Origin of the sequence: Streptomyces sp. NPDC101152, assembly GCF_044768275.1 — a bacterium.
Taxonomy (GTDB): Bacteria; Actinomycetota; Actinomycetes; order Streptomycetales; family Streptomycetaceae; genus Streptomyces.
The window spans coordinates 93,092-108,407 of record NZ_JBIWPO010000020.1 but is presented as its reverse complement, the minus strand read 5'-3'; the positions used below and the strand labels follow the sequence as shown (position 1 = coordinate 108,407).

Annotated in this window: 18 protein-coding genes; 11 read left to right on the top strand and 7 right to left on the bottom strand. The window is 72.2% G+C overall.

Translation table 11 applies throughout. The features are described 5' to 3' along the window. The first annotated feature begins 38 nt into the window (after window positions 1-38). The 3 genes from ACIRVK_RS25025 to ACIRVK_RS25015 are packed head-to-tail and all read left to right on the top strand — an operon-like array spanning window position 39 to window position 3,017. Window positions 39-1,001 carry a sigma-70 family RNA polymerase sigma factor gene (locus ACIRVK_RS25025; protein ID WP_404250623.1) on the top strand — a complete coding sequence of 321 codons (963 nt, stop codon included), beginning with the start codon at window positions 39-41 and terminating at the stop codon, window positions 999-1,001. After that, window positions 998-1,546 carry a TIGR03086 family metal-binding protein gene (locus ACIRVK_RS25020; RefSeq protein ID WP_404250621.1) on the top strand — a complete coding sequence of 183 codons (549 nt, stop codon included), beginning with the start codon at window positions 998-1,000 and terminating at the stop codon, window positions 1,544-1,546. Before ACIRVK_RS25025 ends, ACIRVK_RS25020 begins: the two co-directional genes overlap by 4 nt. A 55-nt stretch (window positions 1,547-1,601) precedes the next feature. Beyond that, window positions 1,602-3,017, top strand: a complete 1,416-nt coding sequence (locus tag ACIRVK_RS25015; RefSeq protein ID WP_404250619.1) for a DHA2 family efflux MFS transporter permease subunit — start codon at window positions 1,602-1,604, stop codon at window positions 3,015-3,017. Here ACIRVK_RS25015 and ACIRVK_RS25010 read toward each other — a convergent pair. Further along, complete coding sequence (locus ACIRVK_RS25010) at window positions 2,900-3,871, bottom strand: DUF72 domain-containing protein (protein WP_404250617.1); 972 nt, start codon at window positions 3,869-3,871, stop codon at window positions 2,900-2,902. The genes ACIRVK_RS25015 and ACIRVK_RS25010 overlap by 118 nt on opposite strands. Window positions 3,872-3,930: 59 nt before the next feature. Between ACIRVK_RS25010 and ACIRVK_RS25005 the strand changes: the two genes are divergently transcribed. Both ACIRVK_RS25005 and ACIRVK_RS25000 read left to right on the top strand, forming a co-directional pair. Beyond that, window positions 3,931-4,686, top strand: a complete 756-nt coding sequence (locus ACIRVK_RS25005) for an NUDIX domain-containing protein (protein ID WP_404250615.1) — start codon at window positions 3,931-3,933, stop codon at window positions 4,684-4,686. Beyond that, window positions 4,683-5,705, top strand: coding sequence for an ADP-ribosylglycohydrolase family protein (locus tag ACIRVK_RS25000; RefSeq protein WP_404250613.1), 1,023 nt, complete (start codon window positions 4,683-4,685; stop codon window positions 5,703-5,705). The genes ACIRVK_RS25005 and ACIRVK_RS25000 overlap by 4 nt, the downstream gene beginning before the upstream one ends. Window positions 5,706-5,711: 6 nt before the next feature. Here ACIRVK_RS25000 and ACIRVK_RS24995 read toward each other — a convergent pair whose 3' ends face one another. The 4 genes from ACIRVK_RS24995 to ACIRVK_RS24980 are packed head-to-tail and all read right to left on the bottom strand — an operon-like array spanning window position 5,712 to window position 8,091. Then, window positions 5,712-6,392 carry a DNA polymerase beta superfamily protein gene (locus ACIRVK_RS24995; RefSeq protein ID WP_404250611.1) on the bottom strand — a complete coding sequence of 227 codons (681 nt, stop codon included), beginning with the start codon at window positions 6,390-6,392 and terminating at the stop codon, window positions 5,712-5,714. Between the two features lie 22 nt (window positions 6,393-6,414). Beyond that, window positions 6,415-6,828, bottom strand: a complete 414-nt coding sequence (locus ACIRVK_RS24990) for a Rieske (2Fe-2S) protein (RefSeq protein ID WP_404250609.1) — start codon at window positions 6,826-6,828, stop codon at window positions 6,415-6,417. After that, window positions 6,825-7,409, bottom strand: coding sequence for a DUF6529 family protein (locus tag ACIRVK_RS24985; RefSeq protein WP_404250607.1), 585 nt, complete (start codon window positions 7,407-7,409; stop codon window positions 6,825-6,827). The genes ACIRVK_RS24990 and ACIRVK_RS24985 overlap by 4 nt, the downstream gene beginning before the upstream one ends. Before the next feature lie 22 nt (window positions 7,410-7,431). Next, window positions 7,432-8,091: a hypothetical protein gene (locus ACIRVK_RS24980; protein ID WP_404250605.1), complete on the bottom strand. Its 660-nt coding sequence runs from the start codon at window positions 8,089-8,091 to the stop codon at window positions 7,432-7,434. 225 nt (window positions 8,092-8,316) lie between these two features. Between ACIRVK_RS24980 and aroH the strand changes: the two genes are divergently transcribed. The 5 genes from aroH to der all read left to right on the top strand — a co-directional run bounded on the left by aroH (window position 8,317) and on the right by der (window position 12,768). After that, window positions 8,317-8,679 carry a chorismate mutase gene (gene aroH / locus ACIRVK_RS24975; RefSeq protein WP_404250603.1) on the top strand — a complete coding sequence of 121 codons (363 nt, stop codon included), beginning with the start codon at window positions 8,317-8,319 and terminating at the stop codon, window positions 8,677-8,679. After that, complete coding sequence (locus ACIRVK_RS24970; protein WP_404250601.1) at window positions 8,676-9,761, top strand: prephenate dehydrogenase; 1,086 nt, start codon at window positions 8,676-8,678, stop codon at window positions 9,759-9,761. Before aroH ends, ACIRVK_RS24970 begins: the two co-directional genes overlap by 4 nt. 111 nt (window positions 9,762-9,872) lie before the next feature. Next, complete coding sequence (cmk, locus tag ACIRVK_RS24965) at window positions 9,873-10,559, top strand: (d)CMP kinase (RefSeq protein ID WP_404250599.1); 687 nt, start codon at window positions 9,873-9,875, stop codon at window positions 10,557-10,559. Beyond that, window positions 10,556-11,209, top strand: a complete 654-nt coding sequence (locus ACIRVK_RS24960) for a lysophospholipid acyltransferase family protein (RefSeq protein ID WP_404250597.1) — start codon at window positions 10,556-10,558, stop codon at window positions 11,207-11,209. The genes cmk and ACIRVK_RS24960 overlap by 4 nt, the downstream gene beginning before the upstream one ends. 77 nt (window positions 11,210-11,286) lie before the next feature. After that, the gene (gene der, locus ACIRVK_RS24955) at window positions 11,287-12,768 is read left to right on the top strand and encodes a ribosome biogenesis GTPase Der (protein ID WP_404250595.1); all 1,482 of its coding nucleotides are present in this window, start codon (window positions 11,287-11,289) and stop codon (window positions 12,766-12,768) included. A gap of 63 nt (window positions 12,769-12,831) precedes the next feature. Here the strand turns inward: der and ACIRVK_RS24950 are convergent, their stop codons facing one another. After that, a complete protein-coding gene (locus tag ACIRVK_RS24950) occupies window positions 12,832-13,227 on the bottom strand; it encodes a hypothetical protein (RefSeq protein WP_404250594.1) in 396 nt (131 codons plus the stop codon). 55 nt (window positions 13,228-13,282) lie between these two features. Then, window positions 13,283-14,065, bottom strand: a complete 783-nt coding sequence (locus tag ACIRVK_RS24945; RefSeq protein WP_404250592.1) for a hypothetical protein — start codon at window positions 14,063-14,065, stop codon at window positions 13,283-13,285. A gap of 510 nt (window positions 14,066-14,575) precedes the next feature. On the opposite strand from ACIRVK_RS24945, the gene ACIRVK_RS24940 reads away from it, so the two are divergent. Further along, a complete protein-coding gene (locus tag ACIRVK_RS24940; RefSeq protein WP_404250590.1) occupies window positions 14,576-15,244 on the top strand; it encodes a transglycosylase family protein in 669 nt (222 codons plus the stop codon). Window positions 15,245-15,316: the final 72 nt, after the last annotated feature.

The window sequence follows — 15,316 nt, the reverse complement described above, 5'->3', positions numbered from 1 at the left end:
GGTCTGTACTGCGTGACCGGCGAGAGGAGTGTGCAGGGATGCCTGCTACGACGACGGACCGCGACGAGTTCGTCCGGCTGACGGACCCGTACCGGCGCGAGCTGCTCGCGCACTGCTACCGGATGCTGGGCTCGGTCGACGAGGCCGAGGACCTGGTCCAGGAGACGTATCTGCGGGCCTGGCGGTCCTACGAGGGCTACGAGGGCCGGGCCAGTCTGCGGACCTGGCTGCACCGGATCGCCACCAACACCTGTCTGACGGCCCTGGAGAGCCGCGCGAGGCGTCCGCTGCCCTCCGGGCTCGGGGGGCCGTCAGAGGCGCCCGAGGAGCCGCTGAGGGGCCCTGCGACGGATGTTCCGTGGCTCCAGCCCCTGCCCGACGCCCTCGTGGACCCCGCGACCGTCGTGGCCGCCCGCGGGAGCCTGCGGCTCGCCCTGGTCGCCGCGCTCCAGCACCTGCCCGCCCGGCAGCGGGCGGTGCTCATCCTGCGGGACGTGCTGGCCTGGCAGGCGCCGGAGGTCGCGTCACTGCTCGGGACCTCGACAGAGGCCGTCAAGAGCAGCCTCCAGCGCGCGCGTGCCCGGCTCGACGAGGTGGCCCCGGAAGAGGACCTCGTCGTCGAACCCGAGGGCGCGGCGGACCGCGAGGTGCTCGACCGCTACATGGCCGCCTTCGAACACGCCGACCTGGACGCGCTGATCGACCTCCTCCAGGACGGCGTCGAGCTGGAGATGCCGCCCAACCTGGAGTGGTTCCGCGGCCGGAAGGACGTGCTGCGCTTCCTGCACGCGCGCGTGCAGGAGAAGGGCGGCCTGCGCATGCTGCCCACGCGCGCGAACGGACAGCCGGCCCTCGTCATGTACGCGCGTGGGGTGGACGGTGTGCTGCGGGCTCACTCGGTGCAGGTGCTCACCGTGGTGGACGGGACGGTGTCCCGGATCACCGCCTTCCTCGACGTGGAGCAGATCGTGCGCTTCGGCTTCCCGAAGGTGCTGTCGTGAACGCCGGGGAGCTGCTGGAGCGTTCGCTCGCGTACGCGCTGGGCTGCGTCGCCGGGGTCGGCGCCGGACGGCTGGAGCGGGGGACGCCGTGCGCGGAGTGGGACCTGGGGGAGCTGCTCGGACATCTCGACGACTCCCTGGACGCCCTGCACGAGGGGCTGACGGGCGGGCGGATCGGACTCGCACCGGGGACCGGTGACCGGGCCTGCGCGTTCCGCACGCGCGCGTGTGCCGTGCTCGGCGCCTGGGCCGCCGGGCCCCGGGAGCGGGTGCTGGTGGGCGAACTTCCGCTGGACGTGCGGGTGATGGCCGCCGTGGGGGCCGTGGAGATCGCCGTCCACGGGTGGGACGTGGCGCAGGCCTGCGGGCGGCCACGGCCCATACCGGCCGCCCTCGCCGCCGAACTGCTGTCGGTCGCGCGGTGCGTGGTGGCGGAGGGGGACCGGGGCGTGCTGTTCGGCGCTCCCGTGGCCGTACCCCTGGGCGCGGGGTACGACGCGCGGCTGCTGGCCTTCCTGGGGCGGCGCGATTCCTTTGCGGGGTGAGGGTGGTCTGCCTTCCGTGAGCGACCTCATGAGCTCACGGAAGGAACCCCCCGTCATGACCGACACACTGAGTGTCTCCGTACGCAAACCACCCGTCGACACGGGTCCGTCCCGGCGCGGCTGGACCGTCGTGCTGGCCGGGCTCGGCGCGCTGCTGTGCTCGCTGGACGTCGTGGTCGTCGCCACCGCGCTGCCCGCGCTGCGGGCCGATTTCGGGGCGAGCCTGTCGGACCTGGAGTGGACGATCAACGCCTACAACCTGGTCTTCGCCTGCCTCACCCTGACCGGCGCCGCGCTCGGCGACCGCTTCGGGCGCCGGCGGATGTACGTCCTCGGGCTCGCCGTCTTCACCCTCGCCTCCGCCACCGCCGCCCTGTCCAACGGCCCCGGGCAGCTCATCGGCGCCCGGATGGTGCAGGGCGCCGGGGCCGCCGTCCTGCTGCCGCTCACCCTGACCCTGATCAGCGAGGCGTTCCCGGCCGAGAAGCGGGGCGTCGCCATCGGGGTGTGGGGCGGGGTGACCGGGCTCGGGGTCGCCGCCGGGCCGCTGCTGGGCGGGGCCGTCACCGAGGGCCTGTCGTGGCAGTGGATCTTCTGGCTGAACGTCCCGATCGGGCTGGCGATGCTGCCGTTCGCCGCCACCAAGCTCCGCGAGAGCCGCGGCACGCGGCCGCAACTCGACCCGGTGGGGCTGGTGCTGGCGGCCGCCGGGCTGACCGGGCTGGCCTGGGCTCCGGTACGGGCTCCGCAGGCGGGGTGGGGGAGTGCCGAGGTGCTGTCCGCGCTGACCGCGGGCCTGGTGTTCGTCGCAGGCTTCCTCCTCTGGGAGCGGCGGGGCGCCCGCTATCCGATGCTGCCGCTCGGGCACTTCCGCAACCGCGGCTTCACCACCGCCAACGCGGCCGCCTTCCTGCTCTTCGGCTCGCTCCTGGGCGCCCTCTTCATGATCACGCAGCTCTTCCAGACCGGGCTCGGCTACTCCCCGCTCCAGGCGGGCGTGCGCATCCTCGTCTGGAACGCCATGCCGCTGCTGGTCGCGCCGGTCGCGGGTGCCCTCGCGGACCGGTTCGGCACCCGGCTGTTCATGCTGGTCGGTCTGCTGCTCCAGGGCACCGGCCTGGCCCTGCTCGCCTGGCAGGTGCAACCCGGCGTCAGCTACGGGCAGTTGGTCTTCCCGCTGATCATCGCCGGGATCGGCATCTCCATGGTGTTCCCGAGCGTCGCCAACGCCGTGACCTCGTCGGTGCCGCTCGGCGAGGCGGGTGTCGCGGCCGGCGTCAACAACGCCCTGCGGGAACTGGGCGGGGTCTTCGGCATCGCGGTCGCCGCCCTGGTCTTCACCCGGTACGGCGGCTACGGCTCCCCGGCGTCCTTCCTGGACGGCTGCGCCCCGGCGCTGTGGGTGTCGGCGGGGGCCGCCGGAGCGGGCGCGCTGGTGGCGGCGTTCGCGCCGTCCCGCACGCGCGCGTGAGCCCGTTCCGTGCCGTCGAGCAGTGCGCGCATGCGCTCGGCGGCACGGACCGCGGCCGCGCCGCAGCAGTTGTTGAACAGCACGTGCAGCCGGCCGACGCGGTCGGCGAGTCCCCGTAACCGGGGCAGCCACTCGGCGAGTTCGGCCTCGGCGTAGTCGTACCGGAAGCGGTCCTCCTTGCTCCCCGTGCCCCAGGCGGGGCTGCGGCCGTGGAAGCGCACGACGGACAGGTCCGGTGAGGTGACCGGTGTGACGGGCGGGATGGACGAGGGCAGCGCCTGCGCCATGTCGACGGCCACGGCGGCCATGCCGTACCGGACCAGCAGCGCGCGCGTGGCGTCCGCCCACTCCTCGCGCCACCAGTCGGGATGCCGGAACTCCACCGAGACCGGCCAGCCCGCGGTCCGTTCGGCGCACTCCTGCAGGAAGCGCCCGGCCAGCCGTCCGGGCCGGAACCACGGCGGGAACTGGAACAGCACACCGCCGAGCCGCCCGGCCGCCCGCAGCGGCTCGATGCCCTCGGTGAACCGCGCCCACACCGCGTCGAGCACTTTCGGGTCCCGCGGATCGGCGGGCAGCCCGTCCGGCATCACCGAACCTCGGGTCGGGTGACCGGTGAGCAGCGAGAACGCCTTGACATCGAAGACGAAGCCCTCCGGTGTGCGCTCCGCCCACAGCCGGGAGTTGCGGGCGCTGGGCAGGGCGTAGTACGCCGAGTCGACCTCGACCACGGGGAACCGGTCCGCGTAGTACCGCAACCGCCCCTCGGGGTCCCGGCTCCCCTCCGGATACCAGCCGCTGCCGACCAGCGCGCGGTCCGTCCACGAACACGTGCCCACCAGGATCTCGCCCATGGCGCCCCGACTACCCCCGGAGGGCTTGTGGAAGCCCACCCACGCTGTTTATAGTCGATATGACTATTAAAGTGGTGGTGAAAGTGGCCTTCGACAAGGCGAGTTACGACAAGTACGCCTACGAGCCCTTCGCCGTCACCGTCGACCTCGCCGTCCTCACCATCCGCGACGGCGTTCTGCAGGTCCTGCTGGTGGAGCGCGGGCACGAACCGTACGCCGGTCACTGGGCGCTGCCCGGTGGCTTCGTCGAGCCGGACGAGTCGGCGGAGACGGCCGCCGGACGTGAACTCGCCGAGGAGACGGGCCTGTCCGACGTCACCGGACTGCACCTGGAGCAGCTGCGGACCTACAGCGAGCCCGACCGGGATCCCCGGATGAGGGTCGTGTCCGTCGCCTTCACCGCACTGCTGCCCGACGCGCCCGAACCGCACGCCGGCAGCGACGCCGCCCGGGCGAGCTGGCTGCCGTACGACGTGGAGCGGCCGCTCGCCTTCGACCACGACCGGATCCTGGCCGACGCCCACGAACGCGTCGGCGCCCAGCTGGAGTACAGCGGCCTCGCCACCGCCTTCTGCCCGCCCGAGTTCACCCTCGGCGAGCTGCGCCAGGTCTACGAGACCGTCTGGGGCACGCCCCTCGACCGGCCCAACTTCCGCCGCAAGGTGCTCGCCACGCCCGGTTTCGTCGAACCGGTGCCGGGCGCCGCCCGACTGACCGGAGGACGCGGCAAGCCCGCCGCCCTCTACCGCGCGGGCCGGGCCACCGCCCTGCACCCGCCGCTCCTGCGACCGTCCCGGGAAGGACGCCCCGTATGACCGCAACCATCGTCGACAAGCGCGCCGCCACCGGGGCGTTGATCGGGCTCGCCCTGGGGGACGCGCTCGGATACCCGACCGAGTTCAACGACGTGCCGACGATCATCGCCAAGCACGGTCCCTGGCGCCAACTGCCGCTGTCCCGGCATGCCTTCGTGTCCGACGACACGCAGATGACGCTCGCGGTCGCGCACGGGATGCGGACGGCGATGGACCGCGGGGTGCTCGCGCCGACGCGGCTGGAGGGTCCGTTGCGCGAGGAGTTCGTGAAGTGGTACCAGTCACCCGACAACAACCGGGCGCCGGGGAGGACCTGTCTGCGGGCCTGCGAGCTGCTCAAGGACGAGAACCGGCCCTGGCAGGACGCCAGCCAGATCGGCTCCAAGGGCTGCGGCGCGAACATGCGCGTGGCGCCCGTCGGGCTCGCCCCGGGCCTGAGCGACGAACAGCGGGCCGGCGCCGCCCAGTTGCAGGCCGCCCTCACCCACGGCCACCCGACCGCGCTCGCCGCGTCCGACCTGACGGCCCGGGCGGTACGCCTGCTCGCGCAGGGCACCGAACCGACGGCCCTCGTCGGGCTGCTGCGGACGTACGCCCGCGACAACCGCAGCCGCTACCACCACACCTGGCTCGGCGACCTGTGGAACCGGGCCGACGACGCCACCCCCGAGGAGTTCATCGCGCGCGGCTGGGACGAGTGCCTGGAGATACTCGACCGCCTCGACGCCGCCGTGCGCACGGCAGACCCGGAGGCGGACCCGTGCCTGGCCACCGGCGCGGGCTGGATCGCCGAAGAGGCCCTGGCCACCGGCCTGCTGTGCTTCCTGCTCTTCCCCGGCGAACCCGTCACCGCCATCCGCCGCGCCGCCTGCACCTCCGGCGACTCGGACTCCATCGCCTGCCTGACGGGCGCCTTCGCGGGCGCGTACCGCGGCGCCGAGGCCTGGCCGACCGACTGGGCCGACCGCATCGAGTACCGGGGCGACCTGATGACCCTCGGGGCACTCTGGGACTCCTGAGCCGGCTCAGGCGGCCGAGGCGCGGCGGACGCGGACGAGGAAGTCCTCCACGCGGCGGTGGTCCGGGGCCTCGGGGAGCGGGCTGTGGTGGGACGCCTCGTCCGCCTCCCTCGCCAGGCGGTTCATCCACGACTCGACCTCGGACCAGGTCAGTTCGCCGCGCTTCACGGCGAGAAGGGGCTCGCGCTCGGCGCCCACCTCGATGGTGAGGGTGCCCGTGCGCAGCAGGTCGCGGGAGCTGGTCAGCAGCCGGAGCAGGTGCATCGCGTGTTTCCAGCGCGGGGCGCCGTGGAGGCGGACGTCCGCCTCCAGCTTCCGGCGCTGGCCCAGCGCGTAGCGGGTGAACGTCCCGTGGGCCCGGCGGGAGAGGAACGCCTCGCGGAGGGCGAGGAGTTCGCGGCCCGTGGCGTCCACGTGCTCCACCAGCGGGGAGTGCAGGCACTCCAGGATGTTCGGGTTCGCGCGCAGGGCGAGTTCGCAGAAGCGTTCCAGTTCCCAGCTGAACTGTTCATCCGCCGGCCCCTCGACGTGCGTCGGCGGCTTCTCGAAGCGCCAGAACAGGGGAGTGGGGGCCAGAAAGACACCCCGGCGGTCGGTGTCGCTGCCCTCCGTCGCCAGACCGAAGGCGCGCGAACCCATCACGCAGGAGTAGATCGTGTGGTCGCGTACCAGGGTCTCGGGCTGCATGCCGGGGAGCGTACGCGGCGCATCACGCGAGGTGGATCGAATTTCCCTCCACCTTGATCGGCGCCGGCGGCAGCGGCTTGGGTGCCGGTCCGCCCGCCACCGAGCCGTCGGCGATGCGGTACTTGCTGCCGTGGCACGGGCAGTCGATGGTGCCGTTCGCGACCGAGCCGACCGTGCAGCCCTGGTGGGTGCAGATCGCCGAGAAGGCCTTGAACTCACCCTTCGCGGGCTGGGTGACGACCACCTTCTGGTCGTTGAAGATCTTCCCTCCACCGACCGGGATCTCGGACGTCTTCGCCAGTTCCTGCCCGCCGGACGCCGGCACCGGGGACGACCCCGAGCCGCTGTTGCTGTCGCCGTACTTGCTGCACCCCGCGGCCAGCGGCACCGCGCCGGTCGCGAGGAGAACCGTGCGCCGCTTCGGGCGGTGGGTCATGTCGTCACTCCGAAGGTACGGAAGAACCAGAGGGCGGAGGTCAGCCAGATGAGGGTGAGAACGGTGAAGACCAGCCCGCCGACGAACGGCAGCAGCCAGCCGGGCAGCCGCTCCGAGCGCAGCAGCAGCATCTTGGCACTGAAGGCACCGAAGAAGAAGCACCCCAGGACGGAGTGCCACATGACCCGCGTGCTGTACGTCTGGTAGCCCAGCGCGTACAGACAGTGCACGGCCACCGGGACCGCCACGAGGAACGCGATCCGCCCCGACCAGCGGTGCAGCGCCGGCGCCCAGCGCGGGCCCCGCAGTTTCCCGTACACCATGAACGCGGACAGGAGCTGGATCAGCGCGAAGAAGAACGCCGTTGTCGCGAGCCACGTCTTCACCGCGCCCGTGCTGCTGAATCCGGCGAGGTTGAAGGCGGTCCCGGCCGGATGGTGGGCCCTTCCGTAGACGCCGAGGCCGACGGCGACCGCGGCGGCGACGAGGGCCGGGAGCAGATAGCGGGCCCGGCCGGGTGCCCGGTGGGAGGGCGGAGAGGGCGGGAAGCCCTGGGTGGCGGCGTTCGGGTCGACGGTCATGGTCGGCTCCTCGGCGGGAGGGTCAGGGAGTTACGGGACGTGCCGTGAGCTGCTGTCCGTCGACCGTCACCGCGCCCGTGGCCGGGTCGATGGCGGGCGCCGCCGAGTGCCGTCCGTCGCGGGTGAGTAGACCGACCTGCCGGCCGCCGGGCAGCACGATCCAGCCGCCGACGATCCGGGCGCCGCGCACCTGGCTGTTGGCCCGGTAGAGCCCGGACGGTTTCTTCGCCCTGGCGAGGGTGAAGGTGTAGTGCCCGCCGCCCAGGTCGGCCGTACCGCTCAGCCGCTCGCTCCCCTTCAGCGTGCCGGTCAGCCGTGCGCCGTTGTTCCCGGTCAGCCGCATGCTGCCGTCGCCGCGCACATCGCCCTTCAGCCACGACTCGATGTCGTGGCCGTCGCAGAAGTAGGCGATCGCCTTGCCGCCGCGCAGCGACACGGCGACGGCGGAGGAGTCGTCGTCGGTCCGGCCGGTGTAGACGCCGGCCGCGGCGGGCGTGCGGGTCGGGGCCGGACTGGTACGGGGGGACATGCTGGTCCTCGTGGGAGCCGGGGACGCGCTCGGCGACTGCTCCCGGTACGGGGACGAGGCGCTCTTCGTGCCCGTGGTCGAGTTGAGCGTGAGCATGAACAGACCGAACAGCAGTCCCGCGAGCAAGGTCAGCAGCGGTCCAGGACGCTTCATGGAGGCCTCCCCCGAGGCGGGTTTCCTGTCATCAGAGCGGACCGGCCGGTGCGGCGTAAAGAGGCGCACGGAGTGTTCCCGTACCGAGTAGCGGAATAGAGACGTTCGGGTGACATTGTCGTAGATCGTCGGGTCGTCTCAGCGGGCGGGCGCCGAGGGCCCGCAGATCGCGGGCTGACTAGGCTGGACGGTCGGAGAGCCGATACCTCAGCAAGGAGCAGCGCCGTGGCGGTACGAGCGGTCCGGGGAGCCGTCCAACTGGAACGGGACGAGGCCGGGCACATGGACGAGCAGGTCGGAGCCCTGCTCACCGCCCTCCTGGAACGGAACGGCCTGAGCGCCGACGACCTGATCAGCATCTGGTTCACGGCCACGCCCGACCTGCACAGCGACTTCCCGGCGGCCGCCGCGCGCAAGCTCGGCATCGTCGACGTCCCGCTGATCTGCGCCCAGGAGCTGGACATAGCGGGCGCCATGCCCCGGGTCGTGCGGATACTCGCGCACATCGAGACCGATCGGCCCCGCACCGAGATCAACCACGTCTACCTCGGCGCCGCGGCCGCCCTGCGCAAGGACATCGCCCAGTGAGAACCGCACTCGTCATCGGCACCGGCCTCATCGGTACGTCCGCCGGTCTCGCCCTCGCCAAGCGGGGCGTCGTCGTCCACCTCACCGACCACGACCCGGGACAGGCCCGCACCGCGGCCGCGCTGGGCGCCGGCACGGACGAGGCGCCCGAGGGTCCGGTCGACCTCGCGATCGTCGCCGCCCCGCCCGCGCACGTGGCCGCGGTGCTGGCCGACGCCATGCGCCGGGGCCTGGCCCGCGGCTACATCGACGTGGCCAGCGTCAAGGGCGGCCCGCGCCGCGAACTGGAGGCGATCGGCCTCGACCTCTCCTCCTACATCGGCACGCACCCCATGTCCGGCCGCGAGAAGTCGGGCCCGCTGGCGGCCACCGGCGACCTCTTCGAGGGACGCCCCTGGGTGCTGACCCCCACCCGGGACACCGACACCGAGGTGCTGAACCTCGCCCTCGAACTCGTCTCGCACTGCCGGGCGGTTCCGGTGGTGATGGACGCGGACGCCCACGACCGCGCGGTGGCGCTGGTGTCGCACATGCCCCACCTCATGTCCAGCATGGTCGCCGCGCGCCTGGAGAACGCCGAGGAGGCGGCCGTACGGCTGTGCGGGCAGGGCATCCGGGACGTGACCCGGATCGCCGCCTCCGACCCCCGGATGTGGATCGACATCCTGTCCGCGAACCCGGGTCCGGTGGCCGACCTGCTCTCCGACGTCGCCGCCGACCTGGAGGAGACGGTCGAGGCGCTGCGGTCCCTGCAGTCCTCCGACGAGGCCAAGCGGCGCGAGGGCACGGCCGGCATCGAGGACGTGCTGCGGCGCGGGAACGCGGGCCAGGTCCGGGTCCCCGGCAAGCACGGGTCCGCGCCGCGGGCGTACGAGGTCGTGGCCGTCCTCATCGACGACCAGCCGGGGCAGCTGGCCCGCATCTTCGCCGACGCGGGCCGGGCCGGGGTCAACATCGAGGACGTCCGCATCGAGCACGCCACCGGGCAGCAGGCGGGCCTGGTGCAGCTGATGGTGGAGCCGCAGGCGGCGCCCGTCCTCACGGCGGCGCTGCGGGAGCGGGGCTGGGCCATCCGGCAGTGATCCTCCCGATCATCCGCCTGTAAGAGGGGACCCGGGAAGCCAGTAACCTTGTGCGGGGCGCGCTCGCGCCCGCACACCACCCGCCCCACCGCACCAGGAAGGTGTCCCCCCGTGGAAAACGGCGCCGCCCAGCCCGTGATCGTCGCCATCGACGGTCCCTCCGGCACGGGCAAGTCGAGCACGTCGAAGGCCGTCGCCGCGCAGCTCGGACTGAGCTACCTGGACACCGGCGCCCAGTACCGGGCGATCACCTGGTGGATGGTGACCAACGGGATCGACATCGAGGACCCGTCCGCGATCGCGGCGGTGGCGGGGAAGCCGGAGATCGTCTCCGGCACCGACCCGGCGAACCCGACGATCAACGTCGACGGCACCGACGTGGCAGGTCCCATCCGCACCCAGGAGGTCACCGCCAAGGTCAGCGCCGTCAGCGCGGTCCCCGAGGTGCGCGCCCGCATCACCGAACTGCAGCGTTCGGTGGCCGCCGCCGCACCGACGGGCATCGTGGTCGAGGGCCGGGACATCGGTACGACCGTGCTGCCCGACGCCGACCTGAAGATCTTCCTCACCGCCTCCCCGGAGGCCCGGGCCGCCCGCCGCAGCGGCGAGCTGAAGGGTGCGGACGTCAACGCCACCCGCGAGGCTCTGATCAAGCGGGACGCGGCCGACTCCTCCCGCAAGACCTCGCCGCTGGCCAAGGCGGACGACGCGGTCGAGGTGGACACCACCGAGCTCACCCTCGCGCAGGTCGTCGAGTGCGTCGTGACCCTCGTCGAGGAGAAGCGGGCCGGGAAGTGAGTGCCGCTCCCGTGGCTTCCGAGCGAGGCGCCGAGGTCGGGCGGCGGATCGGCGTCGGCCTGATGTACGGGCTGTGGAAGCCGCGTGTGCTCGGCGCCTGGAAGGTGCCCGCGAGCGGCCCGGCGATCCTCGCCGTGAACCACTCCCACAACATCGACGGCCCCATGGTCATGGGTGTGGCGCCCCGGCCGACGCACTTCCTGATCAAGAAGGAGGCGTTCGTCGGCCCGCTCGACCCGTTCCTGACGGCGATCGGCCAGCTGAAGGTGGACCGCTCGGTCGCCGACCGCGGGGCGATAACGCGGGCGCTCGACGTCCTGGCGGCCGGGGGAGTCCTGGGCATCTTCCCCGAGGGCACCCGCGGCGAGGGCGACTTCGCCTCCCTGCGCGCGGGGCTGGCCTACTTCGCCGTCCGCAGCGGCGCCCCGATCGTCCCGGTCGCCGTCCTGGGAAGTTCCGGGAATCCCGGACGGCTGACGAAGGCGCTGCCCCCGCTGCGCAGCCGCATCGACGTCGTCTTCGGCGACCCCTTCGAGGCGGGCGACGGCAGCGGCCGGCGCACCCGCGCGGCCCTGGACGCGGCGACCGAACGCATCCAGAAGCAGCTCGGCACCCACCTGGAAAACGCCAGGCGCCTGACCGGGCGCTAGGCGAGACTGAGTAGTGGATCAAACCGGACGACACCGGGCGGTCCACCGATCACCACGATGAACGAGGTACGGACTTCATGAACGACGACATCCACTCCGAGGGCTCTTTCGAGGAGCACGACCACGGAGCGCTTGGTGATGCCGAGTACGCGGAGTTCATGGAGCTCGCCGCGGAAGAGGGCTTCGACCTCGAGGACGTCGAGGGGGCGATCGAGGCGGCCGGCCACGGCCCGCTGCCCGTGCTCGCCGTCGTCGGGCGGCCGAACGTCGGCAAGTCGACCCTGGTGAACCGGATCATCGGCCGCCGTGAGGCCGTGGTCGAGGACAAGCCGGGTGTCACCCGCGACCGCGTGACCTACGAGGCCGAGTGGGCCGGCCGGCGCTTCAAGGTCGTCGACACCGGCGGCTGGGAGCAGGACGTCCTCGGCATCGACGCCTCCGTGGCCGCGCAGGCGGAGTACGCGATCGAGGCCGCCGACGCGGTGGTGTTCGTCGTGGACGCCAAGGTCGGCGCGACCGACACGGACGAGGCGGTCGTACGGCTGCTGCGCAAGGCCGGGAAGCCGGTCGTGCTGGCCGCCAACAAGGTCGACGGGCCGAGCGGTGAGGCGGACGCCGCCTACCTGTGGTCCCTGGGCCTGGGCGAGCCGCACCCCGTCTCCGCGCTGCACGGCCGCGGCACCGGCGACATGCTGGACGCCGTCCTGGAGGCGCTCCCGGACGCGCCCGCGCAGACCTTCGGCGGCACGGCCATCGACGGCCCGCGCCGCATCGCCCTGATCGGCCGCCCGAACGTCGGCAAGTCCTCCCTGCTGAACAAGGTCGCCGGCGAGGAGCGCGTCGTCGTCAACGAGATCGCGGGCACCACCCGTGACCCGGTCGACGAGCTGATCGAACTCGGCGGCGTCACCTGGAAGTTCGTCGACACGGCGGGCATCCGCAAGCGGGTCCACCTCCAGCAGGGCGCCGACTACTACGCCTCGCTGCGCACCGCGGCCGCCGTCGAGAAGGCCGAGGTGGCGGTCATCCTGATCGACGCCTCCGAGTCCATCTCGGTGCAGGACCAGCGGATCGTCACCATGGCGGTCGAGGCGGGCCGCGCCATGGTCATCGCCTACAACAAGTGGGACACCCTCGACGAGGAGCGCCGCTACTACCTGGAGCGGGAGATCGAGACCGAGTTCGGCCAGGTGGCGTGGGCGCCCCGGGTCAACGTCTCGGCGCGCACCGGGCGGCACATGGAGAAGCTGGTCCCGGCGATCGAGACGGCCCTGGCGGGCTGGGAGACGCGGGTCCCGACAGGGCGACTGAACGCCTTCCTCGGTGAACTGGTCGCCGCCCACCCGCACCCGATCCGGGGCGGCAAGCAGCCGCGCATCCTCTTCGGCACCCAGGCGGGCACCAAGCCGCCGCGGTTCGTGCTCTTCGCCTCCGGATTCATCGAGGCGGGCTACCGGCGGTTCATCGAGCGCCGGCTGCGCGAGGAGTTCGGCTTCGAGGGGACGCCGATCCATATCTCGGTGCGGGTGCGCGAGAAGCGCGGCACCAAGAAGAAGTAGGCGTACGAACAGGAGAGGGCGGCCCCGGCCGTGGGGTCGCCCTCTCCTCTGCTCCGAGGCCGCTCAGCTGCCTGAGGACCGGCCGGGCGGCAGGGCGGCTGGTACGTGGTGCATGCCCGTGCCCTGCGGCCCGATGTGCCCGACGCGCTGCCACTGCGACTGCGACTGCTGACGCGCGCTGTACGCCCCCGCACTGTAGGCGCTGTACGAGCTGCTGAAGGACCCCGGACGGTGTCCGCCGTACGACCCCGTGCCGTGCGGGATGTTCCCGAAGGCGGTGAAGCCGAGATCCTCCTCGCCGCTGCGGTCACCCGGCAGTGTGCGGAAGGACTTGACGTACTCGGCGTAGAGCGCGTCGTAGATCGGCGTGGCCGAGGGGCCGCCCGAGTAGTCCTGCGCCGGCCGCGCGGAGGGGATCGACGCGAAGGGCTGGCGGCGGGGAACGTCGTAGGTGTGCACGTATGTCCAAACGACCTCGGGTCACTTGGGATGCGGGTTCACCCGGCCGACGATCTCACGTCCCGGCCAGGGGCATCGCCGCGGCGACCAGCTTGCCGTTCGCCGCCGCCTTGTCGAGCGCGTCGCGCAGCAGGTCCTCCCGGGGCTGACGCCCGATCGAGCCGACCGGCGCGGCGAACATCAGCACCTGCTGGTGCTTGTTCGCGGCCGCACGCCAGCTCTCGGTGACCTGGAGCGGCTGGTGCGCCTGCCACCAGGCCACCGGCTGCCCGCCGTTCGCCGACGGCTGCAGCACCGCGTGCAGCTGTCCCACGGCGAGCAGCACCGACCAGCCGTGCAGCACCGGCGGCACCTCGGTCAGCTCGGTCAGCGGCATGAAGCCCTGCTCGATCAGCAGGGGCAGGAAGTCGTCGCCCAGTCCCGTGGTGCCCGGCCGGACGATCGGGCCGGTCGGCTCGACCACCAGCGCGGGGTGCAACTCCCCGGCGAGCAGGACGAGTCCGCTGGTCACGCCGAGCACCGCCTGCTCCGGCACGACCTTCTCCGGGTCCAGGTCCACCGTGTCGCCGGAGATGGACCGCACCGCCCCCTGGAGCTGCTCCTCGGTCACCTGGACGACCTGCGAGGGCAGGCAGGTGGCGTGGGCGAAGGCCAGGACGGCGGTCTCGTCGCCGATGAACAGGACGGTGCTGGTGCGCTCCTGTTCGGAGTCGCCCGGGGTGCGGCAGGACGTGCAGTCGTAACTGCCGGGGGCGTTCTCTCCGGCGAGCAGCCGGTCGGCTTCTTCGTCGCCGATCTCGGCGCGTACCTCGTTGCTGACGTCGAGCATGCGCGGCACGGTGGCTCCCCTCGGGAAGTGTGAACCGGGCGGGTCCCGGGCTCATGAAGGAGACAACGGGCGATCTGTGGGGAGAGTCACGCTCCAGGGCGAACGGAATCAATCCGGCCGACGCGCTTGGTCACGACGGGTGCGGAATTGGTCACTCACGGTCAATTGCAGTTAGATGCAAGGGAGTTGGTTGCGTGAAGTGAGTCACAGTCAGGTAACGGGCCTGGTCGAAATATCAGGAAATCAGGGAATGAAGTGGGTGGCCGTCATCTTTTGCTACCGCCGGTAACAGTTAACTGACCTGCCACAACGGCTCGTTGGTTGTCCTGCGGCCCCACGGCTCCTTAGATTCCTCCGCCGTGTGCAACGAGCACCGCTCGGGAAACGTCCACCGACCGCACCGGCCGTCACCATTCGGCAGGCGCGGGCCCGGCGGACGGGGTGGAGCGTGGCGACCGGCCCAAGTGCCGCGAGCGCGCCCCGCCTTGGGGGAGCCCGGGTGTTTCGAGAGGGAATTACATGTCCGAGTGTGCCGATACCACCCGCGAGAACGTCCGTAAGACGCGCACGACGGCGGTCCTCGCCGGGGCCGTACTGCTCGCCCCGCTCGGAGTGCTGGCCGCGACCGGGAACGCGGTCGCCGCGGACGGCGGGGTGTGGGACCGCATCGCCCAGTGCGAGAGCGGCGGCAACTGGCACATCAACACCGGCAACGGCTACTACGGCGGGCTCCAGTTCTCCGCCGGCACCTGGCGCGCGTACGGCGGCTCGGCCTACGCCTCCACCGCCGACCAGGCGTCCAGGGAAGCGCAGATCGCCGTCGCCACGAAGGTCCAGCACGCCCAGGGGTGGGGTGCCTGGCCGGTCTGCTCGGGCCGGGCCGGGGCGTACGGCAGCGCGCCCGCCTCCTCCGGTTCGGCGGCCACCAAGGCGGCCCCCGAGGACGCCGCGGCGAAGAAGGTCTTCAAGCAGCAGGTCCCGGAGAAGCCGGCGAAGGCGCCGGTCCGCTCCGAGGGACACGTCAACCGCGGTTCCGCCCGGGGCGACTACACGGTCCGCGAGGGCGACACGCTGAGCGGGATCGCCGCCCGGCACGGGACCGCCTGGCAGCGGCTGTACGACATCAACAAGTCCGTCATCGGCGGCGACCCGAACCTGATCGTGCCCGGGCAGCAGCTCCAGCTCTGAGCCGCGCCCTCTCATCCGGGTCATGGGGCCCTCTCCGGTTCTCGCCGGAGGGGGCCCCTCTGCGTGTCTGTG